Here is a 23,642-nt window from a genome sequence, read left to right as displayed (position 1 = left end):
AAAGCACCATTTGGGTATAATCGCGGCAATATTATGTGTTGAGCGCTAAGCGTTGAGCGTCAAGAAGGATCGTTAATGAGCGAAACAAAAAAAAATGTATATAACCCAAAAGAGATAGAAGAGAACTACTACAAACTTTGGGAAGAACGAGGTTATTTTGAAGTAGAAGGCAATAAAGAGATACAGGAGGAAGAGAAGACCTTCTCTATCATGATGCCCCCGCCGAATGTGACCGGACATCTTCATATCGGGCATGGACTGACCTTTACACTGCAGGATATCATCGTACGTTACAAACGTATGGACGGCTATAAAACACTTTGGCAGCCCGGAACGGACCATGCCGGCATTGCGACACAGAATGTTGTAGAGAAACAGCTTTTGTCAGAAGGAACCACCAAAGAAGAGATCGGACGAGAGGCATTCCTTGAACGTGCCTGGAAGCAAAAAGACAGCTCAGGCAATGCTATTACCAAGCAGCTTCGAAAACTGGGGGTTTCCCCGGCGTGGAGCCGTGAGCGTTTCACAATGGACGAGGGCCTGGCCAATGCAGTCAAAAAAGCTTTCAAGCAGATGTATGACAATGGATATATCGTCCGCGGGAACTACATGATCAACTGGTGTACTCATGATGGAGCACTTTCTGACATCGAAGTAGAGCATGAAGATCATTTGGGTCACCTTTACCATCTCAGATACCCCCTTACCGACGGTTCAGGTGTCATAGTCGTTGCAACTACCCGTCCGGAGACCTACTTTGGAGATACCGCTGTAATGGTCCATCCGGATGATGAACGTCACAAACACCTTATTGGAAAGACCGTTACACTTCCGCTTATTGGACGTGAAGTAAAGATCATTGCCGATGAGCATGTTGACATGGAGTTCGGTACCGGTTTTGTTAAAGTAACCCCTGCACACGATCCCAACGACTACGAGGTAGGTAAACGCCACAATCTGGAATTCATTACCATATTTGACGAACAGGGTATCCTCAATGAAGAGTGTGGAGAGTTCCGGGGAATGGAGCGCCTTGAAGCGAGAGAACCTATCATGGCGAAGCTTGAAGCAGAAGGCTATGTCGAAAAAGTGGAAGAACATGCTCACCAGGTAGGACATTGCTACAGATGTAAGAACATTGTAGAACCGTATATTTCCAAGCAGTGGTTCGTTAAAAAAGAGTTCGCCAAAGCTTCCATAGAAAAGGTCAATAACGGTGAAGCAGAATTCTTTCCCGCACACTGGATCAACTCCTACAATGCCTGGATGAATGATCTCCGTGACTGGTGTATCTCACGTCAGCTCTGGTGGGGGCACCAGATACCGGTCATGTACTGTGACGACTGTGGAGCAGAGTTTGCTTTTGAAAAAGAAACACCGACCAAGTGTGAAAAGTGTGGATCAGCACACATTCATCAGGATGAGGATGTACTCGATACCTGGTTCTCTTCCGGACTCTGGCCCTTTTCTACTCTTGGATGGGGGAACGGTGATGCCTTTAAAGGAGAAAAGTGGTTTGAAGAGGACATGAAAGCATTCTACCCTAACCAGCTTCTCATTACCGGTTTTGACATCCTCTTCTTCTGGGTTGCCAGAATGCTGATGATGGGAGAGAATATCACCGGAAAACTGCCGTTTAAAGATATCTATCTGCATGCTCTTGTCAAAGATGAGAAAGGTGAGAAGATGAGCAAGTCCAAAGGAAATGTCATTGATCCTCTGGTCATGATCGAGAAGTACTCTGCCGATACACTCAGATTCACACTTGCTGTTCTTGCCGTTCAGGGACGTGACATCAAACTGAGCGAAGAGAAACTGGAGCAAAGCCGTAATTTTACCAACAAGCTTTTCAATGCAGCTAACTACCTGCAACTCAATCAGAATACTTTTGAGGATCTGGAGCAGGAGAAGATCCAAACACCGCTTGGACGATACATGCTTTCGCGCTTCAACCTGGCGGTCAAAGAGACCAGAGACTACATCGATCAGTATCGATTCAACGATGCAGCTACGACACTCTACCGCTTCATGTGGGGAGAGTTCTGTGACTGGGGGATCGAACTGAGCAAAGCCTCCAAAGAGAGTGTCAGTGAGCTGGGAAGCATCTTTAAAGAGTCACTGAAGCTGTTACACCCGTTTATGCCGTTCATTACAGAAAACCTCTACCAGAGACTCTCCGGAACTCTACTTGAAGAGAATACTTCCATCATGGTAATGTCTTATCCAAAAGAGAGACAGATCGATGCAGAGATCACAGCACAATTCAACCTTGCTATCGAAGCGATCGTCTCAGTCAGACGCTGCAAGACACTCATAGAAAAAGGGAACCAGAAGATCGAGAAAGCGGCGATAAAATTCAACAAAGAAGCAGACACTGTTCTGCTAAAGCCGTTTATTGAGAAACTTGGAAAAGTCGAAGAGATCGAATTTGTTACAGAAAAACTGACGAACTGTGTCACTGATGTCTCCGACTCCCTTGAAACAATGATCTCTACCGATGACATCGATATGAGTGCTATTATCGCCAAACTGACAAAACAGAAAGAGAAACTTGAAAAAGAGATCGGAAAATTGAACGGTATGCTGGGCAATGAGAAGTTTGTTGCCAATGCACCGGAACAGGTTATCACACAGAACCGTCAACAGCTTGAAGAGGCAGAGGCAAAGCTTGAGAAGATCGAGGCTGAGCTTGCGGGATTTAGTGTATAAATATACTCTGCCACATGGTGGGTACCCCCTCCTCTCCATCGCTTAAACTATGTAGGGTGGATCTATCCACCAAAAAAGGATAAACATATGCAAACACAGATAAAAGAGGCTTACGATACACTGTTAGCCAAAGAGTATGAAAAAGCTTTCGTACTCTACTCCGCTTTGGCTGAACAGAAAGAACCGACCAGTTTCTACTATCTTGGATTTCTCTACTTCAGAGGTTTCGGTGTAGAGAAAGATGAGAAAAAAGCATTCAAGAACTATCTGGAAGCCGCAACCCGAGAAGTACCGGTCGCACAGTTTGAAACAGCACTCATGCTCGAAAACGGTGACGGATGTGAACAGAACTTCTCAGAAGCGGCATTCTGGTATGAAGAAGCAGCCAAACGCGGTAACATAGAAGCCTACAACAACCTGGCCGCAATGTATAAAGAGGGTCGCGGTGTCGTTCAGGATTATCACAAAGCCTATATACTCTTTAAAAAAGCTGCCATTGCAGGCAATGCTTCTGCACAATTCAATCTTGGAGCACTCTATGATATGGGACTGGGATGCGAAGAGAATAAAGAGAAAGCTATCGAATGGTGTAGAAAAGCTGCCTATCAGGGTCATCAAAAAGCAAAAGGGATCATTCAGAGAATGCAGCAGGATGGACAGATCGTCTTTTAATCTGCATAGACAGAGACGAGTTGCATAGACTCTCTCCCGGTCTCTTTCCCGTGCTGTGTACGGGAATAGATATCCTCACCTTCTTATGCACCAACTTTTTATAAGCTATACACTCTCTTGTACAACGCGGGAATGAGAGAGTGCCTTTTCTTTTTCAATAAATTTTTCTTCAAAGTCATTGATAGGTAACGGTTTACTGACCAGAAAGCCCTGGTAACTCACATGTGCATCGATATTTTTGATAATCTCTTTCTGTTCAAGTTTCTCTATTCCCTCTACGACAATTTTGTAATTGAACTGTTTTGCGATCGCAACGATCATCCGTATCAGAGTCTCATTTGCAATATTATTTTCCAGATCAAAAATAAACTCCCTGTCGATCTTCAAAACAGAGAAAGAGAGTTTCTTTAGATACGAAAGCGAAGAGTACCCTGTTCCAAAGTCATCAATAATACATTTGATACCACGCTGTTGCAGTTCATGGATCACCTGTTGTGTCAATTCGAAGTTATTGATCAATGATGTTTCGGTTATCTCAATCTTTATATCTTTTGTATCGATATCATAAGCATTCAGCTGAGCGAAAAAGCGTTCGGTAAAGTCTTCTTTAATCAGCTGTTTTGCATTAATATTGATAGATATATAGTCCAGTTTCCAAATCCCCTCTTTTTTCCAAAGAGAAATAGTCTGACACACCTTCCTGAGTACCCACCATCCGATCTCTGTGATCACTCCGAGTTCTATCGCCAGAGGAATGAAGTCTGCCGGCAGCAACAGTCCCTGTTTGGGGTGGTGCCATCGTATTAATGCTTCGGCTGCATTCACAGAATCATCCTCGATATTTACAATAGGCTGTAAATAGAGTTCAAATCCCTCATGCTCAAGCGCATAGATAAGATCCTGCTGCAGCGTAAAAGTCTGTTTGCGCTCTTCATCCAGTTTGTCATTATAAAAGGAAATATGGTTCTTACCATGTTTTTTGGCTTCATACATTGCAATATCCGCATGACGCACGATCTCTTCAAGATTGTCGAAACCAGGTTCTATCAGTACAATCCCGATACTGGTATTTATATAAAACCTGATGCCCTCTATTATAAAAGCTTCCTCAAAAGCATTGTGTATCTTCAAAGCAAATGCTTCCGCCTCTTCTCTCGCTGGCTCCCTATGAACCGAAACAAAAGGGACGACAACAACAAACTCATCTCCGCCAAGACGGGTTAAACTACATTCATTCGGTACTATGTACTTCAGACGCAAAGCAACCTCTTTAAGAAGCTTGTCTCCAAAAGTATGCCCGAGAGAATCATTGATATATTTAAAACGGTTGAGATCAAGATAAAATAAGAGTGAATAGTGACTTTTATGCTTTTCATCTTTGATCAATGTTTCCATATAGTGCCTGAAACCGCGCCTGTTTGAAAGTTGTGTCAGTGCATCATGGGCAGCCATATATTTCAATTTTTCAACAGCACGATGCTCTTTCGTTTTATTCTCGATCAGTACTACACCGCCAATTACTCTCTTCTCATGGTCATGAATGGGAAAAGCCTTGGCTTCAATCCAGTACTCCAACCCTTTCATCGAAAGATAAGGTCCTACATAGTCCTGTACACCATCTTTCAGTGCTGTTTTAATGATCTTCAGTGGACTTTGGTCCGGCAATAGATTTAAATCCATACCGATGATCTCGTCTTTTTTCAAATGAAACAGCTTCAAAAATGCTTCATTGCATTCAATTATCTTAAGATCGGTATTGTAGGAGAAAATACCGATAGGTGCCTGCGTATAGAAGTACTCCAGTGTTTCACGGTTCTTAAAAAGCTGTTCCTGTGCTTTTATGATCTCCTGCTGATGTCTGAAGAGATCCTCATTCTGTTTGTAGGAGTTATATGCAATGAGCAGTTGTGCAAAGTAGTAAAGTACCAGCATGATCCCAATCAGTATATACTGTTCTCCGCCTATGCTCAATACACAAATGATCAGAGGGAACAGAAGAATCGTGATATACCAGAATGTTATACGTATGTCCGGGAAAAGCGAACTCATTGCAGCACCTGAAAGACCAACAAGCGAAGCGATGATAAAAAGTCTCTCCAGGTCGCTGACATCCAATATATAGACTGTACCAAGAAGAGAGACGATCAATGCAGTAATAACATTGAAAACAAAAAAAAGTCTATACCACTCTCTTGTCGAATACCTCTCTTCGTGTTTTTTAAAATAGTAAACAGCCACCAATCTGATCAGAGAGATCGTCACAATACATGTTCCCCAAAAAAGAATAGAGAGCTGCAGTGCAGAATAGAGATAATAGGATACGACCAGTGCGAATATGATCAATGCAATAAGACTTCGCAGAGACAGATGATAGAGCCTGCTCACCATCTCTCTATCTGTCCCGTTGCTTCCTTGTAAAGTACTTAGTGCTTTTAACAGATATTTCATCTTTATATTATACAGAAAACACTTTGATTTTTGGATAAAGCATCATAATTCATTCCCTGTTTTGATAATATCAAGTCCGAAGCGTTCTCTTAAATGCTGCAGATATTTTGTCAGCTTATGGGTATGCAGGTCCTCATGAAGATCGAGAAGCGAAAGAGTTTTAAGGTGCTGTGACGTAAAATTGGAAACATTAAGTGAAAGCTTTACTGCACCCTTTCCCGGCAGTGAGATCGTTCTAAACATCTCCTCCAATAATTGCTTGTAAAGTGTTTCGCTGAAAACCCGGTGTACAGTCTCACTCTTTTTAACCTTTACACCGTACTCATAACTGATCTTAAGATAATATGTCGTAGGGTTGACTTCGATTGCCATGACCATATAGACGATATGCCTTGCCATGATCATAATACGCCGTTTGATCTCCTCCCTCTCATAGATCGGATCAAATGTACGGCTTATTCCTATGGATTTTCGCTCAGACCGTACATCTATTCCCTCTTCATCTGTCCCCGTAATACGTTTATAGAGCTGTATCCCCGGTTTTTTCCAACTGTAAAGCAGCGGTTTATTCCGTTTGACCTCGCCAAGTGTAGAGATATAGTGTGCATGCAGGCGTTTCTGAAACCCCCTGCCGATACCGGGAAATGCTTCAATAGGAATGTTCTCTATGTAGCTGTCAATATCTTTTACTTCATAAATACCGTAAGGCTTGGCTGATTCCGTAGCAAGCTTGGCGATCCACTTGGCTTGTGAAATACCTATAGAGACCGGAAGCAGGAACTTCTCCATGATCTCTTCCTGAAGTGTTTTGGCAAAATCATACACTTCTGCATCTTCTACCCATCCCCTGACATCACCAAAGAATTCATCGATGCTGTACTGCTCTACATTGGGGATCTTTGCAAGCATAAAACGGTAGAGTCTTTTTGAAAGTGTATGGTATAGTTTGTAATGTGATGGAATGACGACCATCTTTGGACAAAGCTGCAGTGCCTTGGCAATGGGCATTGCTGTCTTCACTCCGCATTCACGCGCTTCATAACTTGCAGAAGTAATGATACCTCTGATCTTTCTCTCTCCATTGATCGTATCAACAAAGTATTCCTCAAAACTTTTCTGCCGGTCACTGTAGAATACCGGTGCCACAAAGGCCCCGCTGTTATCGTTCATCAATTTGATATTGATGCGTTCGGTATCGAAGATCTCCAGATTGCTTCGACTCCCAACCGCCATAGGAATACCCTTCAGACTTTGGTCAACAGCACGCTCGGCAGAAGCAAAAAAACTGTCTATATCGATATGCAGAAACAAATAAAAACCCTCTTTTGATATAACACAAAGTATACCCTGACTTAAAGGAACAAGGAGAAAAGATGACAAATTGTCATAGTTCTGTAGTTAAAGGGTTAAAAAGTCTATCGCAAGTTTCAGAGGGTCTTTAAATTTGGAATAGTGTATGAATACAAATATTATAAAAAGTGTTGTAACTGTGTCTTTAAAAAGTGCTTCAAAGCTCGTATTTAAGGGGGTTTTGAATAGATGGCGGACAGTGAGGGATTCGAACCCTCGGTACCCTTACGAGTACGCATCCTTAGCAGGGATGTGGTTTCAGCCAACTCACCCAACTGTCCAATGAAGTTTTGTGGATGGGATTATAAACTACTTGCCTTAAACAAAAGCTTAAAAACGGTTATTTTATTGTATGATTTTAAAAAATATCTCAGGAAGACAAATGTTCCAAAAAATCACACCACTTATCGTCTTGGCACTATTTGCTGCCGGTGTCTATTTTATGTTAAAAGGTATGCACAATGCTACCAGGCTTGCAGACCCACAAAGTGCCAAGAAAGCAGAGGCTACAGAGTAGCCATTACATTCAATATTTTTTCTACTTTTGCCCGGGGATCCTCATCTTTATAGACAGGTCTTCCCACTACAGGAAAATCGACCCTCTCTTTTGCAGCCAGATCCAGTGTCGCCACCCTCTGCTGATCACCTGCCTCCTCACCGAAAGGTCTTATACCCGGACAGAGAGTCAGAAAATCATCTGATGTTGCATTTTTGATCGCTCTGCTCTCAAATGTCGAACAGACAACTCCGTCAAGACCGTTGGCATAACTCATTTTCGCAAACTGCTCTGCTTTCTCATCGATACCTTTCTCATAAACCAGACGGAAATTCTCTTCGTCAAACGAGGTCAAGGCAGTCACTGCCAATACCAGTGGACGCTTCTCATAGGCAGAGAGCCTCTCCATGACCGTTCTCATTGCCACAGCACCTGCAGAGGCATGAATATTGAACATATCGACCCCCAGTTTGGCTATCTCTTCTGCCGCATCTGCCATCGTGTTTGGAATGTCATAGAGTTTGAGATCAAGAAATATTCTGAAGTCCGGACCGATCGACTTAAGTGCTTCTATAAATGGCTTTCCGTCACGTATATATGCACGAAACCCTACTTTCATCCAGATATTATAGTCCTTCAGCGACTCTGCCAGAGCCAGATTCTCTTCTGCTGAAGGCAGATCGAGTGCGACACACAGTTCCATAGTAGTAACCCCTAAATAAATATTGGTATAATAATAGCCTAATTTTAATATAGAAGGACTAAACAACCATGTTTGGAAGCAAAACAAAAAGATATGATATTTCACAAGATATTATGGAGACATACAATTACGCAAAGATCAAAACGAACAAAGGGGACATCTGGGTAAAGCTTTATCATGAAGATGCGCCGAACACTGTAGCAAACTTTGCACACCTTGCCAATGAGGGATTCTACAACAACCTCAAATTCCACAGAGTGATCCCCGGTTTTATGGCACAGGGAGGATGCCCTCACTCAGGACCTACGGGCAATCCTGCAATGGCTGGAACAGGCGGACCGGGCTGGCAGATAGACTGTGAAACAGACACAAGCAGCCATCCTCACAGACGCGGTTCACTCTCTATGGCGCATGCAGGACCAAATACCGGAGGAAGCCAGTTCTTCATCTGTTTCGTACCGTGTCCTCACCTTGATGGTGTTCACACTGTATTTGGCGGTATTGAAGAAGATGATACCGAAAGCTTCATGGTACTTGACAAGATAGAACAGAATGATGATATTGAGAGCATAGAGATCCACGCCCAAAAGGCATAATCCACCCCAAGGGGCAACCACAAGGGATTGCCCCTACAATATTATACATAATGACCGTAGGGGTACCCCTCTTTGGGCTACCCTCACACAAAGGAAACTTAATGTACGGATACTACCGCGTTGCCGCAGCAGTCAATACCACCACCGTAGCAAACCCCGCAAAAAATGCAGAAGAGATCCTTGCCCTTGTCAAAGAGTCCGAAACAAAAGAGGTCAGTGTCGTTGTATTTCCGGAACTTACACTTACCGGATACACTGCCAGTGACCTTTTCCTCAACCAGACACTTTTGACTGCACAAAATGATGCACTTGAAAATATATTGAACCATACTGAAAAGATCAATACGATCATCGTTCTTGGTATTGCGCTTCTTGAAGCTGACAGGCTTTATAACTGTGCTGTTATACTTCAGCGAGGAAAAATACTGGGTGTAGTCCCAAAGTCCTATCTTCCAAACAAAAAAGAGTTCTATGAAAAACGGCAGTTTGTTACAGGAAGAGATATTGTTCGTACAACAACAGAGCTTTTGGGTAAAGAGGTACCCTTTGGTGTAGACCTGCTCTTTAGCGATGGTGCCGACATGACCTTTGGTGTGGAGATATGTGAAGATCTCTGGGCAGTTACCCCTCCAAGCAACCACATGGCGAGTAATGGAGCAAACCTGCTCCTCAACCTAAGTGCGAGCAATGAACTGATAGGCAAGCATGAATACCGTGAAGAGCTGGTACGTACGCAAAGTGCCCGATGTATGGCTGCCTATGTATATACTTCATCAGGCGTAGGAGAATCTACTACCGATACAGTCTACGGCGGTCATGCCATCATCTCGGAGTATGGAACCACCCTTGTACAAAACCAGCGTTTCAGAATGGACAGCCACCTTATTACTGCTGATGTTGACCTGGAAAAACTGAGATGGCTGCGGATAAATGAATCAAGCTACAGTGACGGCAGGCGCAAAAAGACACGCACCGTCAAAATAGAAAATCTTCCGAAAATATCAGAGATACAAAGAGAGATCACTCCCGCACCTTTCGTCCCTTCCGTCTACACTGACAAACAGCAGCGTTGTGATGAGATCGTTCATATCCAGGCATACGGGCTTATCAAACGAATGCAGCATACGAATATACAAAAAGCAGTGATCGGTATCAGCGGCGGTCTTGACTCTACTCTTGCCCTGCTCTCTACATGGAGGGCTTTTGAGATCATGGGATGGGATAGCAGGAATATCATCGCCGTCACCATGCCCGGCTTTGGTACAACCAGCAGAACGAAGAAAAATGCCGTAACACTTTGCAAGGCTCTGGGAACGACACTCAAAGAGGTGGACATCACTGATATCTCACTGAAAGAGTTTGAGGCGATCGGACATGACAAAGATGAACACAGCGTGACTTACGAAAATGTACAGGCACGGGCAAGAACATCTATATTGATGAATATGGCAAACAAAGAGGGGGGACTTGTCATCGGTACGGGTGATCTAAGCGAAATAGCACTTGGATGGAGTACCTATAACGGCGATCATATGAGTATGTATGCACTTAATTCCGGCATCCCAAAAACACTTATCAAGTACGTGATCGAGTACTTTAAAAGCAATGAGAAGATCGCATCTGTTATCGATGATATACTGGCTACTCCCATCAGCCCGGAACTGCTTCCGCACAATCACGACAAGATAACACAGGAGACAGAGGAGATCGTCGGTCCGTATGAACTGCATGACTTCTTTTTATACCACTTCATCAAGTATGGAGCCAAACCCCGGAAGATACAATACCTTGCCCTTTTGGCATTTGGAGACAAATACGATAAAGTGACTGTCACCAAATGGTTGAAACTCTTTTTAAAGCGTTTCTTTACCCAACAGTTCAAGCGAAGCTGTATGCCGGACGGACCGAAAGTCGGAACGATCTCTTTAAGTCCCAGGGCAGACTGGAAAATGCCAAGTGATGCAGAGATGAATGTCTGGTTAAAAGAGCTTGAGGCGTAAAAGCAATACTCTATGCTCTTCATTAGCCAACCGTATCACAAAAATAACTATAAATTATTTTTATAAAAAAAACTTACTTTTCATAAAAAATAATCTTCACTTTAAAAAAATTTTCTTATAATCTTATTCTCTTTTAATCAATTGTTTTTACTGCTGTAAGAAGAATTGAAATAGACTACAACAAAGGATAAATTATGAAACTCTTCAAAGGACTTTTAACCCTCATAGGAGCGATCGTTGTTTTCGGGCTGGCATTTGCTTTCGTTAAATTCGATCTAGGTACACGTATCGGCCAGGTTGCAAAACTTGACTCTCAGGCACTTCCCGAATACATGAAAATGTTCGATGTGGTTCTCGAGACCGGAGATCCTGCAAAAGGGATGATCAGACGTGCAAAAATGAACATTCCCGAAGGAATGACAAAAGAAGAGGCGATCGCAAATGCGATCGAACTCATGGATGAAGTAGCTGAAGAATACGGACTGGCAGTTGTGGACAACAAGATCATGAACCGCAAACCTCACATTCAGATACGGGCATACTGTTCCAAAACGATCGGCGAGAAGTTTGTTGCCTACTCTCCATACTTTATCGGTTTTATGCCATGCCGTATCGGTATTGTTGAAGATCCGAAAACCGGCGATGTATATGTTTACACCATGTCTCTTGAATTGATGATCAATGGAGGGCATACGCTTCCAAAAGAGATGCTTCAACTTGCCAATGAGGTACGCAGCGGTATGTACGCAATGCTTAAAGCTGCAGAGGAAGGTGATTAATAATCCCCTTTCCTGCCTCTTAATGTGAACGCTCGAACCTTCTTCCGGGAGTTCACATCTCTTTTTTACTTTTACTGCGATACACTCTCCATTATTTATCAATAGATCCAGGATCACTTTGAAATGAAACATATTATTCCCTATATGGCTGTTCTTACTGTTCTTCTGTACGGACTTTACAATGCATTTTCTCATCGACCTGATAAAAAAGAACCCAAACAGACTTCAGGAATATACAAAGAAGATACACTCAAGTACAAACTTCCGCATATCAAGGAAGAACTGCAGCGTATCACAACCACAGCGTATACAAGAGAGTATATTACTGATGTGATAAATCACGGCTCCAGCATACTTCATTTCAAACCTGAAGAGATCATGGAAAAGGGGTTTGCTTCACCACAGGATGCACCCGGGATCGCCTGTTATGTACTCTCTTTGGCAGGCGAAAAATGTGATACTCCCTATCCTAAAAATGCTGCCATGTTCTATACAAGCAACTGTGCAGGATGCCATGGAGAAGACGGAAAAGGTATTGATGGGGCCTACCCGGATCTCACCCGAAGGCCTATGCTTGGCATAGAAAAGCGCAAAGAGTCCCTGGAACGCTTGCTAAAAAACCCGTAAACTTGGGATAGAAAAGTGCTATAATAGTAAAAAAGCGTTGAGGAGCTTTAAGATGAAAAAAGAGTTTAAAGAGTTCATAGAAACATCAAAAGTCACACTTGAAAAGATGGAAGAGAAGATCGAAGATGCAGGTGAGGATCTCAGCGATGAGGCAAAAGAGTATTGGAAGGATCTCAAAAAATATCTGCAAAAGACCGGTACTAAACTCGAAAATGCCTATGAAAAGGCTGAAGATGAAGCAGAGCTTAAAACACATCTTCTTGTGATGGAAGCCAGAGACAGAATGGATGCACTTAAAGATGATATCGATACATTCTTTACAAACATTGTGCATAAAAGTGAACAAAAGCTGGATATTGCCGCACTGAAAGTACATCTGGCAAAGCTCGATGCCGAAGATGCATGGGAAGAACAGGAAAAAGCTTTCTCCCACCTCTATGCCAAGTCAAAGAGCGAAGCAGAAAAGTTGGCACAGAAAGCAGGAAAGGAGATCAATGAGATCTTTTTAAAATTAACGGAAATCGTTTAATGTCCGAATCTATCCGTTCTATCATAGCGATATCTATGCTGTTTTTTTTAACGGCATGCGGAACCTACTCTGATATGGGTTACCAAAACGGGAGATTCTATCTGCAGGCAGAAAAGATACCGGTAGAACTGGATGCTGCATTCGTTACACAGAAAAGAACCAATTTCTCCTCTCTTTTCCTTCAACAAAATATTTTACGGCTTCAAGAGGGAAATCTGGTCGTTTATGAAAATGCAAAAACCGATCTCTCCTATGAATTCGAACCGACACTGACACGAATCATAGAGGTTATTTTTCAAACGCGTAAAAAGATACCGCTCTTGATAAAATCTCACATACATGCCTATCATGTTGTTTTACCTAACGGTCAAGTACTCAACCTTATCGCCCAACAGGACAACTCACAGCAGCTCAAACTGCTTTACGGCATGAGCACTCTCCAATTCAACAGAATTTTGAAACAGCTTGACCATACTGCACCGTCAGCCCACTATCAAGATGTGCTAACACTGTATCAGGCAGATCATGCACTCTTGACACAATGGGATGATATGAAGGTACACTTCTATCCGCTGGTAGTACCTCTTCCCAGACTGATGACGGGGTATTAATTGAAATATCTTCTGATCACTCTTCTTGCAACGCTACTCATTCATTCCCGGGAACTCACACCCATAGCAACTCTCAAAGCATCAGGAATTGTCAGTGACATCGTTGAAGACAAGGGGTACCTTTATGTTGCAACTGACAGCGGTGTGGTCGATGTTATCGATCTTACCACACAAAAGATCACAAAACAGATACACTTTGACCCTATAGTAAGAAGTGATGATCTCATTACCCAGACACGTATCCACTCCATTGACCGCTTTGGAGGCAAGACACTCATGGTCACGAGTGCAGCCAATGCATACAGACATGTCTGGGTGGAACAGAACGGTACACTTACCAAAGTGATTGATGCAAAGAAGCATAAAATGCCCAAATGCGCTTTTTTTGACAAAGAGGGAAAGATCGTTCTGGGTACTTTCGGATCAGATATCATGCGTTATGACACGGCAGAGAGTTTCAGTCTCTATGAAAGACATATCTCAGAGAGTACCATGGGAGGAATGGCTCTGAACAAGAAAAGAGAAAAGATGGCTATTTCCGATGAGAGCGGCAGAGTACAACTTATTGAGATCAACTCCTCCAAAGTAGTGCAGGAGTTTGATTCACAGCATGTGGACAATATCTACCGTGTCGCTTATAGAGGCAATATCATCATTACTGCCGGCCAGGACCGGCGTGTAGGAGTATACATCGGCAAAGAGAGAGCCTACCACATCAAAAGTGATTTTCTTGTCTACTCCGTTGCTCTCAGTCCATCCGGCGAAAAAGCACTCTACTCCAGCGGAACAGAACATCATCTGCAGCTTTTCAATCCTGCAACAGGTATGAAAGGAGACAAACTCGTAGGACATCAGGCAACACCCAACAAGATCCTCTTTATTACTGAAAAGGCAATTATCTCCGCAGGGGATGAGGAGACCGTCTATTTCTGGATGCTGCCATAAAATAAATTTATACAAAATAGACAAATTTTCTATAAAATGATCCAATATAAGCCAGAACCTAAGAAAAGCAGCTACAATAGTGATGATGAAAGATGAGGATCGAGTTCATCTTTTGAGTGTTATGTGTGTGTAAAAACCCTGCAAGACCCCGAAAGACTCTCTATTTAAATGTTTTCACAAATTTAAATTACCAAAGGTATAACAATGGCAGAATTAGTAAACGGAACAGTAAAATGGTTCAATGATGAAAAAGGTTACGGCTTTATCCAACAAGAGAACGGCGGGAGCGATGTATTTGTCCATTTTCGTCAGGTCAACAACCCTGAAGGCGGACGTGTAACACTTGCAGAAGGTCAAGCAGTAACATTCGAAGTTGGTGAAGGCCAAAAAGGACCACAGGCTGAGAACGTAACAGCAGTTTAATCCTATTCCCGACTCAGGTCGGGGATCTTCTTCTATCACCTAATTACTTCAATACACTATCTTCAACTCTTTATCATATCTTTTAAAAAACACTTTTATCTTTTAAGTCTCTTTCCGAAGCAATACCATATTCATTTTTAACTTTAAGAATAATATACAATATATAGCAAACTGTTATGAATGGCTCTTATCTTTTCTGAAAGCGATGTGTGCCTGGATATAGTCAGCATTCTTTACCTGTAGATAGTCATAGATCGCTTTCACCTCTTCATCTGTCAGGTAATAACGGGGCATTACCGGATGGTATCGGTTAACACTGTTGCGCATCTGCTCCAGACTCTTGAGGCGGATATCCGACCCTCTGAGTGTCTGTTTCCCGTGAATATCCCGAAACTCTACAATGATCTTTCCCTCTCCTTTTGCACCGTGACACTGTGCACAGCTCACCCCTCTTGGATTGTTGTAGAGCATCTCTCCATATTCATAATGCGAGATAAAATCTTCCTCTGCACATAACAGTAAGGGTAAAGTCAGAAGCAAACGCTTTAATATCAATACGATTCCTTTTCAATGCTAAACTAATTTGGATATAATACTACCCTAAAAAACATTAGGGCATCTCAAATCTGCAGTTGCCCTCTAACAAGGCTATACTTATGCAATTGATCGATGGTAAAGCACTCGCCAACAAAGTTCAAACCTCTGTTGCTTCTGAAGTTGAGAAACTCAAACAGGAAAAGAACATCGTCCCCGGACTTGCAGTCATTCTTGTAGGAGATGATCCTGCAAGCCATGCCTATGTCAAAATGAAAGCCAAAGCCTGTGAGAATGTGGGGTTCTACTCCATTACACACAATATGCCCGATACTATCAGCCAGGACGAGATCATCGAGATCATCGAAATGATGAACAGCAACCCGCATATCGACGGTATTTTGGTACAACTTCCTCTTCCTGCACACATTGATACGGACAAAATACTTGAAGTGATCGACCCCAAAAAAGATGTAGACGGATTCCATGCTTACAATGTCGGCCGTCTGGTCACCAACCTTGACAGTTTCGTACCATGTACGCCGCTGGGGGTGATGAAGATGTTCGAAGAGTATGAGATCGACCTGGAAGGGAAAGATGTCTGTGTTGTCGGGGCAAGCAATATTGTCGGTAAACCAATGGCTTCACTGCTGCTTAATGCCAATGCGACCGTGACCGTGACACATATCTTCACAAAAGACCTCAAGGCACATACCTCCAAAGCAGATATTGTCGTAGTAGGTGTGGGAGTTCCCGGGCTTATTAAAGAAGATATGGTCAAAGAGGGAGCTATCGTGATCGATATCGGTATCAATCGTATCGAGGACGGATCACTCGTAGGTGATGTAGACTTTGAAAATGTTGCACCAAAATGCTCCTACATTACACCTGTACCCGGTGGTGTCGGCCCTATGACCATTGCCATGCTTCTTGCCAATACACTCAAATCTGCACAACAAAGGGCATAAGTGAAAAAGTTTTTTTCAGGACTCTATAGGTTTTCAAGCTCATGGACAGGAACGATCATTATCGTTCTTTTCCTCATCTTCTTTGTAGCACAGTCTTTTGTCATTCCGAGCGGTTCGATGAAGCGTACACAGCTTATTGGAGATTTTCTTTTTGCCAAGAAGTTCTCTTACGGTATTCCAACCCCTCATCTTCCCTGGCTGGAGATCCCTATTCTGCCTGACTTCAACGGTAACGGACACCTCATTGAAGGGCCCCGTCCCAAAAGAGAAGATATAGTTATTTTCAGGTATCCGAAAAATGAAAAGATCCATTATGTCAAGCGGTGTGTAGCTGTAGGCGGTGATGAGATAATCTATGCGAACAAAAAACTCCTTATCCATTTTCATGAAGGTGATGCCTACATTAAAGAGCACTATCCAAAAGAGAAGATCAGAAAATTACGCGGAAAACTCTGGGTAGAGAACCCTTATATGGATAAATATCCGGGTATACAGTATGTACCCGAAGGTATGAACATCTTTGATGCTCTGCTCAACTACTATATGTACAACAAAGAGATCGATATGATCCCTCTGATGGTAGAAGAGCTTGATGCTCCGCTCTATGAAATAGGGAGCAAGATGATCAACGCGCTCTATGCCAAGGTACCTGAGGACAACTTCTACATGATCGGCGACAACCGTGACAACTCTAACGACAGCCGTTTCTGGGGACCGGTACCCTACAGGCTGATCGTTGGAAAACCATGGCTGATCTATATGAGTATCGAACATCGCTCCTATAACAAAGTCCTTAAGGGAGACAGTTTTGGCGGAGGACGGGATCATGCCGGACTCAAACGCGTCTGCGGTGATCTGCCTATCGACTCCAAAGAGTGTGAAACACTCTGGAACAGACAACGCTATACGGTCCGATGGGGACGTGTAGGAAGACGTATCGAGACCATGCAGACAGAACAGCCTATCCAATGAGTGAAGCAGATATCATCAAACTTGCAGCAACAATTGCTGCACTGGTCGTTGCTATTGTCGGACATGAGATCATGCACGGATGGGTTGCCTACAAATATGGTGACAACACTGCAAAATCACAGGGACGTCTGAGCATCAACCCTCTTATCCATGTCGATCCTATAGGTACGCTTCTTGTTCCTGCTGTACTCTACTTCAGCGGCGCCCCTTTTATCTTCGGATGGGCAAAACCTGTACCGATCAATATAGGGACAGTCATCCGTAACGGAGGAACCAATGCAGCTGTAGCCGTCTCTCTTGCCGGGATCACCTATAACTTTGTCCTGGCTGCCCTCTGTGCTGTCGTTTTGCCTTTACTTCTGCATCCGCAGTCACTGCCTGAAGCATTCATTGCGCTCTTTGTCTATCAGACTTTCATCATCAATATTCTGCTGGGAGTATTCAACCTCTGGCCTATCCCGCCACTTGACGGTGCGCAGGCTGTTCGCTACCTTGCAGCAGGATGGAATATGAAAGGTGTTGTCGCTTTTTATGATAAAATATATCCTTACGGTATGTTTATTCTGATCGCAGTCTTATTTACTCCACTCTCAGCCCTTCTGTTTGCACCGGTAGGCTGGATCGCAAAACTCTTACTCAATTAATGAAAGGATATCTATGAAATTCTACATTGCTACTGACCATGCAGGATATGCCATTAAAGCTTATGTCAAGGAGGTTGTCACCGATCTTGGACATGAGATCATTGACCTGGGCCCCGACAGTGCTGACAGGGTCGACTACCCTGACTATGCCAAAAAATGTGCCCAAGCTGTACTCGAAGACAAAGGAAGCTTCGGCATCCTCATCTGCGGCACAGGTATAGGCATAAGTATCTCTGCGAACAAAGTGCCGGGTATCCGTGCAGCACTCTGTCATGACCACTACACTGCAAAATTCACACGCCTGCACAATGATGCGAACATTCTCTGTTTTGGAGAACGTGTCGTAGGCAAAGGAGTCATTGCAGATATGATAGAAGCTTTTGCCAACACAGAATTCGAGGGCGGCCGCCATGCAGAACGTGTTGCGAAGATCGAAGGTTGTGCATTCGGCGGAGACCTGGGATAGTTTTAAAAACAAACTTACAAATAAAAGAATAAACGAGCATAAGAGTGTCAAGTCCACTGACTTCCGTTCTTCTCCCGTTTGCTTTCGCTTACAGAAACGACGGGAAGAGCGAACATCTTTTGTGAAATCAGAATTTTTCAAAGAGGGAACCGCTTACCTATATCCCCCTCCATTATACAAAAACAAGGAAACATATGAAAAATAAAATTTTTAAAATCAGTTTGGCTGGTTTACTTGCCGGTTCACTGTATGCCGGAGAGATACAGACAGGCAAGGGTACATTTGAGATAAAAGGCGGCTTTATAGGCTTGAGTGAGAGTATAAACACGGATGTAACTACTTACTCTATGGTAGAAGAACATAAAAACTTTGGTTCATCATCCTGGTTTTACAAATATAACTTTACCTGGTACGATTCAGATCAGATGATACAGGCCCAAAGTACTATCAATAGCTATCCTGACACTTTTTTGAACAATCCGGTCTCATTGACTGTACCGTCAATAGACTACAGACTGCAGGGAATGGACCTGAATCTCGTTTTAGGCAAGGACCTTGCACATAAAAGTGAAAATGACTATTTCGGAGCCGGTGTAATGCTGGGTATCTCAATTCCCTGGATAGAGAGCAAAAAAGATGAGAACAATAACGATACTTTAAGTGATGACAGTATGGATCTTATGGCAAAGAGCAAAACAAAGATCTATACTTACAAGATCGGTCCGAGTTTCACTGCCAGAAAGAGCCTGAATAAGTTCTTCTCAGTTTACGGATCGGCAACTTATGCCTATCAGAGAGGTACATTTAAAAATGACTATGCCGAGTCTGATCTGACTGCAAACGGTATATTTCAGGAATATGATGTAGGTATCAGGGTTCACCTGCTTTCTTCTGAGCATGATCTCGGATGGATCACGGTCAGTCCAAGACTCTATGCAACATTGGGGTACAGATATACTTCATGGGACTTTGATGATGTCAATATAGATATTACTGGTACCAATACAACATTCAGCCAGGCAAATTTTAAAATGAATTCAAGCATTGCCTATTTTGGGATAGGATATTCTTTCTAAATTATTCCTCCCCTATCAAGTAACCCGAAAGTTTGAGAGAAGAACGGGAATATTCTATGGATATTTAAAGGTTCGAATAGCCAAACCGGCGAACCTGCCCCTCTTCAATTCTCTCAGTCAAGCACAAATCCTTCAATCAACCTATGCTACAATAAATTCAGCCAAAACAGAAAAAGACTACGCAAGGAAATACTATGACACTCACCCCTGAAGATAAAGCCGTTATTCTAAACAGTATTCGTGATATACCGGATTTTCCCCAACCCGGTATCATTTTCAAAGACATCACCACCCTGCTCTCCAACCCAAAAGCATTTGATACATTGATGAACCACCTTGAAGCACGATACAAAAACTATGAACTGGACTATATTGCCGGTATCGATGCGAGAGGTTTCATCTTCGGTGCCGTACTGGCAGACAGACTCAACATCGGGTTTGTTCCCGTACGTAAAAAAGGGAAACTCCCCTATACTACAGTAGCAGAGAAATACTCTTTGGAGTATGGTTTTGATGAAGTTGAGATACATATTGATGCCTTTGGAGAGAATGGAAGCTGCAGCAGGGAAGAACCTTCAAAAGTACTGCTTATCGATGATCTTATGGCAACCGGAGGTACAGCAAAAGCAGCAGCCAGCCTTATCGATAAAGTCGGTGCCAAGTGTGTCGAAGCCTGTTTTATTATGGAGTTGACTTTCCTTAACGGACGTGGCTGTTTCGATATACCGGTATACTCCGTACTTCAGATAGATTAATACCGTATCTGAACCAAGTACAGCCAAACAGCCCCTATATCCTTCAAAAGATGAAGAGGTTTTCAACTCCTCCTCTCCGGCCGGCTCTGCAAACTGAGATCATCTGAATCATACAGAAATACTTCTCATATCGTTCAGCATAACACCGTAAAGTCCTGCAGCGATCTCCTTTGTCAACTCCTCTTTGTCCGCCGTCCAGAATATCACTTTATACTTTTCAAGAAGCCCCATTTTCATAACCTGCCCTCTCAGTGACACATCTATATCCAGATAGTGAATGTGATCATAGAGTCTCTTGTCGGCTACAGATCCCAGAGTGAAAACCTCATTGATGATCTTGTGAAGCCTGAGCGAAGGATTAAGCCGGTGCATATACTCCAATACCTTGTCTTCAAAAGAGGAAACCTCTACCCAGTCAAGCCGGTCTGCTGCCTTTTGGGCAATGATCTTACAGAGCTTCCTGTATGTCGATGGGATATACTTGATCTCCAAAACCAGTGTTGCCACTCCATCCACAAGCGCAAAAAGTGCTTCAAGTGTAGGAATATGTTCCCCTTCCGGCAACTCTAATTTTTGCAATGTTTCAAGGGTAAAAGATTCGGGTCTTCCTTTTCTGCCTGTCATACGATCAAGATCATCATCATGAAAGAGTATGACCTGACTGTCCAGCGTCAGTCTCAGGTCAGTCTCTATGCCATCTGCTCCGGCCTCCAGTGCTTTTTGAAAGGCCAAAAGCGTGTTTTCAGGATAGAGTGCACTGAAGCCCCGATGCGCGATCACTTTCATACCTCTCCTTTCTATTTGCCGGATATCTCTTTCATTATAGCGTATGTTGCCCTTTTCATGATAGATTCATCATAACTCTATAACCTCCTATACGATATAATCTATATCATTTTTACAGAAGAGAAAAGTATGGATCTACATAAAGCAATCTACATTCCCAAACCAAGTCCGTTCGATCCGGATGAGAACGGACACTTCGGCAAGTTTGGCGGCCGTTTCGTTCCGGAAACACTGATGCCCGCACTGGAACAGCTGCGTAAAGACTATGAGGCAGTACGTTTTGACAAAGCGTTCTGGACAGAGGTGGACTACTACTTCAAACATTATGTAGGACGCCCCTCAGCACTCTACTATGCCGAAAATCTTTCCCGGGAACTCGATGCAAAGGTCTATCTCAAGCGGGAAGATCTAAACCACACAGGTGCGCATAAGATCAACCACTGTATTGCCCAGGCCGTACTTGCCAAACGTTTGGGTAAAAAGAAGATCATTGCCGAGACCGGTGCAGGACAGCACGGAGTCGCTACAGCGACCGTAGCAGCACTTTTCGGACTTGAGTGTGAAGTCTTCATGGGAGCCAAAGATGTAGCACGTCAGGAGCTCAATGTGTTCCGGATGAAACTCCTTGGCGCAAAAGTACATGCGGTAGAAAGCGGGTCAAAAACCCTTAAAGATGCAATGAACGATGCCATACGCCACTGGGTGACCCATGCACGTGACACCTACTACCTTATCGGTACTGTTGCAGGACCACACCCCTACCCGATGATGGTACGTGACATTCAGTCAGTCATTGGCTGGGAAGCCAGAGAGCAGATACAGGAAGCTGCCGGATGCCTGCCCGACAAGGTCATCGCCTGTATCGGCGGCGGCTCCAATGCCCTTGGCATCTTCAACCATTTTCTTGAGGACAAAGAGGTCGAGTGCATCGGTATTGAAGCCGGAGGAGAGGGACTTGACTGCAAACACGGATGTTCTCTGGAAAAAGGAAGCCCGGGTGTACTGCACGGACAGCTCAGCTACCTTCTTCAGGATGAGGACGGACAGATACTCGAAGCCCACTCCATCTCGGCAGGTCTTGACTACCCAGGTATTGGACCTGAACATGCATTCTTGAAAGATGCAGGGATCGTCAGCTACAGCCACATTACCGATGATGAAGCACTTGAAGGATTTGTATGGCTAAGTCAGAAAGAGGGGATCATTCCTGCACTTGAAAGTTCCCATGCCATCGCATACCTCAAGAAGATGAAGCCGGAAGAGATCAAAGGGAAAACCATCCTTGTCAATCTTTCAGGACGCGGCGACAAAGATATGATACAGGTAAAAGACATACTCAAAGAGCAGTTTGCATAACCAAAACATATCCAAAGGGCCTGCCCCTTCTCTATCTTTCCTTTTCCTCATTTGTATCATGCATTACTCCAAAACAGTATTCCATAAACTTTGAAAAGGAAGCTAAAGTAGTTATAATGTTCCTTGAATAGATAGTTGTCTCAGACGCTTTACTTAACGAGACAGCGGAGACACGAGTTGAAAACCCGCTAGTCGTCCGGCACATCACGCCAGACAACAAGCGGGAAAAGCAAGTACCCTCTGTGAAATTAAAATTTCCCAAAGGGCGTTGCTCACCCGCGCCCCCATTAGCTTACATAAAATTGGAGTATTATGACAGGAAAAGTATTCGCTAAAACAATCAAATTATTTTTATTAGATGGAATTCCAAATGGAAGAATGACATGTGAGCTTTCAAATTGGACAGGTAAGGCATACAAATTACCAAGAAATATGATTAAAGATAGCTCTAGGAGAGAGGAACTATCAAGCACGGGTGTATATTTTTTGTTTGGAAAATCCGATATGACTTCTGAAAAAGATGTCATATATATTGGAGAAGCAGAAAATATAATAAAAAGGCTTTCTCAACATCTTAATGAAAAAGATTATTGGAATGAAGCTGTTGTTCTTATCAGTAAAGATGATAACCTAAATAAAGCGCACATAAAATATTTAGAAAATAGACTACACCAAATAGCTGTTAAGGTTAATCGCTATGAAGTAAAAAATAGTAATACACCGACTCAACCTTCAATCTCTGAATCTGACCAAGCAGAAATGGAAGAATTTATTGAAAATATTAAAATGCTCGTAAATGTCTTAGGGTTTAAAGCTTTTGAAGAATTAATTCAAGAACAAACCAATGATAAAAAAGTTAGTTCAAACTTTTTTATTAAATCTGCGAGAGGTGCAAATGCACAAGGGCAACAAACATCCGATGGATTTGTTGTCCTCAAAGATTCTGAGATAGCTTCATCGACAGTTGATTCTTATCCTGATGGTTGGAAAAATTCGAGACAAGAGTTAATTGATAATGGAACTATTATTGAAAAAAATGGAAAATTAATTTTTTCTAAAGATTATTTATTTAACAGTCCATCTGCTGCAGCTGCAATTGTTATGGGAAGAAGCGCAAATGGTTTGATGGAATGGAAGAGTAACAAAGGTAAAAGCTTAAAAGACATGGAAAGTGTTAAAAGCTAACAAAACATAGTA

Annotated in this window: 24 protein-coding genes and 1 tRNA gene; 19 read left to right on the top strand and 6 right to left on the bottom strand. The window is 43.0% G+C overall.

Features of this window, described 5'->3' with window-relative positions; all coding sequences use genetic code 11:
* The first annotated feature begins 75 nt into the window (after positions 1–75).
* A complete protein-coding gene (locus IMZ28_RS05050; RefSeq protein ID WP_197549653.1) occupies positions 76–2,709 on the top strand; it encodes a valine--tRNA ligase in 2,634 nt (877 codons plus the stop codon).
* 87 nt (positions 2,710–2,796) lie between these two features.
* Entirely contained in the window at positions 2,797–3,381 is a 585-nt protein-coding gene (locus IMZ28_RS05045; protein WP_197549652.1) for a tetratricopeptide repeat protein, read from the top strand.
* A gap of 105 nt (positions 3,382–3,486) precedes the next feature.
* On the opposite strand, the gene IMZ28_RS05040 is transcribed toward IMZ28_RS05045, so the two are convergent.
* From IMZ28_RS05040 to IMZ28_RS05030, 3 genes are all read right to left on the bottom strand, one after another.
* Positions 3,487–5,829 (bottom strand): putative bifunctional diguanylate cyclase/phosphodiesterase, encoded by a 2,343-nt coding sequence (locus tag IMZ28_RS05040; RefSeq protein ID WP_197549651.1) that lies wholly within the window; start codon positions 5,827–5,829, stop codon positions 3,487–3,489.
* A 42-nt stretch (positions 5,830–5,871) separates the two neighbouring features.
* Positions 5,872–7,140, bottom strand: a complete 1,269-nt coding sequence (locus tag IMZ28_RS05035; protein WP_197549650.1) for a Y-family DNA polymerase — start codon at positions 7,138–7,140, stop codon at positions 5,872–5,874.
* A gap of 229 nt (positions 7,141–7,369) precedes the next feature.
* Positions 7,370–7,460, bottom strand: a tRNA-Ser gene (locus IMZ28_RS05030).
* Between the two features lie 101 nt (positions 7,461–7,561).
* On the opposite strand from IMZ28_RS05030, the gene IMZ28_RS11080 reads away from it, so the two are divergent.
* Positions 7,562–7,696, top strand: a complete 135-nt coding sequence (locus IMZ28_RS11080) for a hypothetical protein (protein ID WP_269472906.1) — start codon at positions 7,562–7,564, stop codon at positions 7,694–7,696.
* On the opposite strand, the gene pyrF is transcribed toward IMZ28_RS11080, so the two are convergent.
* Positions 7,686–8,378: an orotidine-5'-phosphate decarboxylase gene (gene pyrF / locus IMZ28_RS05025; RefSeq protein ID WP_197549649.1), complete on the bottom strand. Its 693-nt coding sequence runs from the start codon at positions 8,376–8,378 to the stop codon at positions 7,686–7,688. The genes IMZ28_RS11080 and pyrF overlap by 11 nt on opposite strands.
* Before the next feature lie 68 nt (positions 8,379–8,446).
* Between pyrF and IMZ28_RS05020 the strand changes: the two genes are divergently transcribed.
* The 8 genes from IMZ28_RS05020 (at position 8,447) to IMZ28_RS04985 (ending at position 14,888) form a co-directional block, all read left to right on the top strand.
* On the top strand, positions 8,447–8,974 hold the full coding sequence (locus IMZ28_RS05020; protein WP_197549648.1) for a peptidylprolyl isomerase: 528 nt from the start codon (positions 8,447–8,449) through the stop codon (positions 8,972–8,974).
* A 101-nt stretch (positions 8,975–9,075) separates the two neighbouring features.
* Positions 9,076–10,974, top strand: coding sequence for an NAD(+) synthase (locus IMZ28_RS05015; RefSeq protein ID WP_197549647.1), 1,899 nt, complete (start codon positions 9,076–9,078; stop codon positions 10,972–10,974).
* A 194-nt stretch (positions 10,975–11,168) separates the two neighbouring features.
* Positions 11,169–11,753 (top strand): DUF302 domain-containing protein, encoded by a 585-nt coding sequence (locus IMZ28_RS05010; protein WP_197549646.1) that lies wholly within the window; start codon positions 11,169–11,171, stop codon positions 11,751–11,753.
* Between the two features lie 123 nt (positions 11,754–11,876).
* Positions 11,877–12,380 (top strand): c-type cytochrome, encoded by a 504-nt coding sequence (locus IMZ28_RS05005; RefSeq protein ID WP_197549645.1) that lies wholly within the window; start codon positions 11,877–11,879, stop codon positions 12,378–12,380.
* Between the two features lie 52 nt (positions 12,381–12,432).
* Entirely contained in the window at positions 12,433–12,909 is a 477-nt protein-coding gene (locus tag IMZ28_RS05000) for a hypothetical protein (RefSeq protein ID WP_197549644.1), read from the top strand.
* A complete protein-coding gene (locus IMZ28_RS04995) occupies positions 12,909–13,520 on the top strand; it encodes a hypothetical protein (RefSeq protein ID WP_197549643.1) in 612 nt (203 codons plus the stop codon). Before IMZ28_RS05000 ends, IMZ28_RS04995 begins: the two co-directional genes overlap by 1 nt.
* On the top strand, positions 13,521–14,465 hold the full coding sequence (locus IMZ28_RS04990) for a WD40 repeat domain-containing protein (protein ID WP_197549642.1): 945 nt from the start codon (positions 13,521–13,523) through the stop codon (positions 14,463–14,465). It abuts the gene before it with no gap.
* Positions 14,466–14,669: 204 nt separating this feature from the next.
* Positions 14,670–14,888, top strand: a complete 219-nt coding sequence (locus IMZ28_RS04985) for a cold-shock protein (RefSeq protein ID WP_197549641.1) — start codon at positions 14,670–14,672, stop codon at positions 14,886–14,888.
* A gap of 174 nt (positions 14,889–15,062) precedes the next feature.
* Here the strand turns inward: IMZ28_RS04985 and IMZ28_RS04980 are convergent, their stop codons facing one another.
* Positions 15,063–15,443: a c-type cytochrome gene (locus tag IMZ28_RS04980; RefSeq protein ID WP_232087518.1), complete on the bottom strand. Its 381-nt coding sequence runs from the start codon at positions 15,441–15,443 to the stop codon at positions 15,063–15,065.
* A gap of 101 nt (positions 15,444–15,544) precedes the next feature.
* On the opposite strand from IMZ28_RS04980, the gene folD reads away from it, so the two are divergent.
* The 6 genes from folD (at position 15,545) to IMZ28_RS04950 (ending at position 20,303) form a co-directional block, all read left to right on the top strand.
* Positions 15,545–16,390, top strand: a complete 846-nt coding sequence (folD, locus tag IMZ28_RS04975) for a bifunctional methylenetetrahydrofolate dehydrogenase/methenyltetrahydrofolate cyclohydrolase FolD (RefSeq protein WP_197549640.1) — start codon at positions 15,545–15,547, stop codon at positions 16,388–16,390.
* Positions 16,391–17,362, top strand: coding sequence for a signal peptidase I (lepB, locus tag IMZ28_RS04970; RefSeq protein ID WP_197549639.1), 972 nt, complete (start codon positions 16,391–16,393; stop codon positions 17,360–17,362).
* The gene (locus IMZ28_RS04965) at positions 17,359–18,006 is read left to right on the top strand and encodes a site-2 protease family protein (RefSeq protein ID WP_197549638.1); all 648 of its coding nucleotides are present in this window, start codon (positions 17,359–17,361) and stop codon (positions 18,004–18,006) included. The genes lepB and IMZ28_RS04965 overlap by 4 nt, the downstream gene beginning before the upstream one ends.
* A 13-nt stretch (positions 18,007–18,019) precedes the next feature.
* A complete protein-coding gene (gene rpiB / locus IMZ28_RS04960; protein ID WP_197549637.1) occupies positions 18,020–18,472 on the top strand; it encodes a ribose 5-phosphate isomerase B in 453 nt (150 codons plus the stop codon).
* Between the two features lie 194 nt (positions 18,473–18,666).
* A complete protein-coding gene (locus tag IMZ28_RS04955) occupies positions 18,667–19,548 on the top strand; it encodes a hypothetical protein (protein WP_197549636.1) in 882 nt (293 codons plus the stop codon).
* A gap of 194 nt (positions 19,549–19,742) precedes the next feature.
* The gene (locus IMZ28_RS04950) at positions 19,743–20,303 is read left to right on the top strand and encodes an adenine phosphoribosyltransferase (RefSeq protein WP_197549635.1); all 561 of its coding nucleotides are present in this window, start codon (positions 19,743–19,745) and stop codon (positions 20,301–20,303) included.
* A 108-nt stretch (positions 20,304–20,411) separates the two neighbouring features.
* Here the strand turns inward: IMZ28_RS04950 and IMZ28_RS04945 are convergent, their stop codons facing one another.
* Positions 20,412–21,089, bottom strand: a complete 678-nt coding sequence (locus IMZ28_RS04945; RefSeq protein ID WP_197549634.1) for a glycerophosphodiester phosphodiesterase — start codon at positions 21,087–21,089, stop codon at positions 20,412–20,414.
* A 129-nt stretch (positions 21,090–21,218) separates the two neighbouring features.
* Here IMZ28_RS04945 and trpB point away from each other — a divergent pair, with 129 nt between their 5' ends.
* Positions 21,219–22,445, top strand: coding sequence for a tryptophan synthase subunit beta (gene trpB, locus IMZ28_RS04940; RefSeq protein WP_197549633.1), 1,227 nt, complete (start codon positions 21,219–21,221; stop codon positions 22,443–22,445).
* A 312-nt stretch (positions 22,446–22,757) separates the two neighbouring features.
* Positions 22,758–23,630 (top strand): GIY-YIG nuclease family protein, encoded by an 873-nt coding sequence (locus IMZ28_RS04935; protein WP_197549632.1) that lies wholly within the window; start codon positions 22,758–22,760, stop codon positions 23,628–23,630.
* Positions 23,631–23,642 lie beyond the last annotated feature (12 nt).

It is taken from the genome of Sulfurovum indicum (assembly GCF_014931715.1).
GTDB lineage: Bacteria > Campylobacterota > Campylobacteria > Campylobacterales > Sulfurovaceae > Sulfurovum > Sulfurovum indicum.
This window is presented reverse-complemented; position numbering and strand designations above follow the sequence as displayed.

What these genes read in the sequence shown, in the direction of transcription:
- IMZ28_RS05050 (WP_197549653.1), top strand. Translation starts at nt 76, where the DNA reads ATGAGCGAAACAAAAAAAAATGTATATAACCCAAAAGAGATAGAAGAG.
- IMZ28_RS05045 (WP_197549652.1), top strand. Translation starts at nt 2,797, where the DNA reads ATGCAAACACAGATAAAAGAGGCTTACGATACACTGTTAGCCAAAGAG.
- IMZ28_RS05040 (WP_197549651.1), bottom strand. Translation starts at nt 5,829, where the DNA reads ATGAAATATCTGTTAAAAGCACTAAGTACTTTACAAGGAAGCAACGGG.
- IMZ28_RS11080 (WP_269472906.1), top strand. Translation starts at nt 7,562, where the DNA reads ATGTTCCAAAAAATCACACCACTTATCGTCTTGGCACTATTTGCTGCC.
- pyrF (WP_197549649.1), bottom strand. Translation starts at nt 8,378, where the DNA reads ATGGAACTGTGTGTCGCACTCGATCTGCCTTCAGCAGAAGAGAATCTG.
- IMZ28_RS05020 (WP_197549648.1), top strand. Translation starts at nt 8,447, where the DNA reads ATGTTTGGAAGCAAAACAAAAAGATATGATATTTCACAAGATATTATG.
- IMZ28_RS05015 (WP_197549647.1), top strand. Translation starts at nt 9,076, where the DNA reads ATGTACGGATACTACCGCGTTGCCGCAGCAGTCAATACCACCACCGTA.
- IMZ28_RS05010 (WP_197549646.1), top strand. Translation starts at nt 11,169, where the DNA reads ATGAAACTCTTCAAAGGACTTTTAACCCTCATAGGAGCGATCGTTGTT.
- IMZ28_RS05005 (WP_197549645.1), top strand. Translation starts at nt 11,877, where the DNA reads ATGAAACATATTATTCCCTATATGGCTGTTCTTACTGTTCTTCTGTAC.
- IMZ28_RS05000 (WP_197549644.1), top strand. Translation starts at nt 12,433, where the DNA reads ATGAAAAAAGAGTTTAAAGAGTTCATAGAAACATCAAAAGTCACACTT.
- IMZ28_RS04995 (WP_197549643.1), top strand. Translation starts at nt 12,909, where the DNA reads ATGTCCGAATCTATCCGTTCTATCATAGCGATATCTATGCTGTTTTTT.
- IMZ28_RS04985 (WP_197549641.1), top strand. Translation starts at nt 14,670, where the DNA reads ATGGCAGAATTAGTAAACGGAACAGTAAAATGGTTCAATGATGAAAAA.
- folD (WP_197549640.1), top strand. Translation starts at nt 15,545, where the DNA reads ATGCAATTGATCGATGGTAAAGCACTCGCCAACAAAGTTCAAACCTCT.
- IMZ28_RS04965 (WP_197549638.1), top strand. Translation starts at nt 17,359, where the DNA reads ATGAGTGAAGCAGATATCATCAAACTTGCAGCAACAATTGCTGCACTG.
- rpiB (WP_197549637.1), top strand. Translation starts at nt 18,020, where the DNA reads ATGAAATTCTACATTGCTACTGACCATGCAGGATATGCCATTAAAGCT.
- IMZ28_RS04955 (WP_197549636.1), top strand. Translation starts at nt 18,667, where the DNA reads ATGAAAAATAAAATTTTTAAAATCAGTTTGGCTGGTTTACTTGCCGGT.
- IMZ28_RS04950 (WP_197549635.1), top strand. Translation starts at nt 19,743, where the DNA reads ATGACACTCACCCCTGAAGATAAAGCCGTTATTCTAAACAGTATTCGT.
- IMZ28_RS04945 (WP_197549634.1), bottom strand. Translation starts at nt 21,089, where the DNA reads ATGAAAGTGATCGCGCATCGGGGCTTCAGTGCACTCTATCCTGAAAAC.
- trpB (WP_197549633.1), top strand. Translation starts at nt 21,219, where the DNA reads ATGGATCTACATAAAGCAATCTACATTCCCAAACCAAGTCCGTTCGAT.
- IMZ28_RS04935 (WP_197549632.1), top strand. Translation starts at nt 22,758, where the DNA reads ATGACAGGAAAAGTATTCGCTAAAACAATCAAATTATTTTTATTAGAT.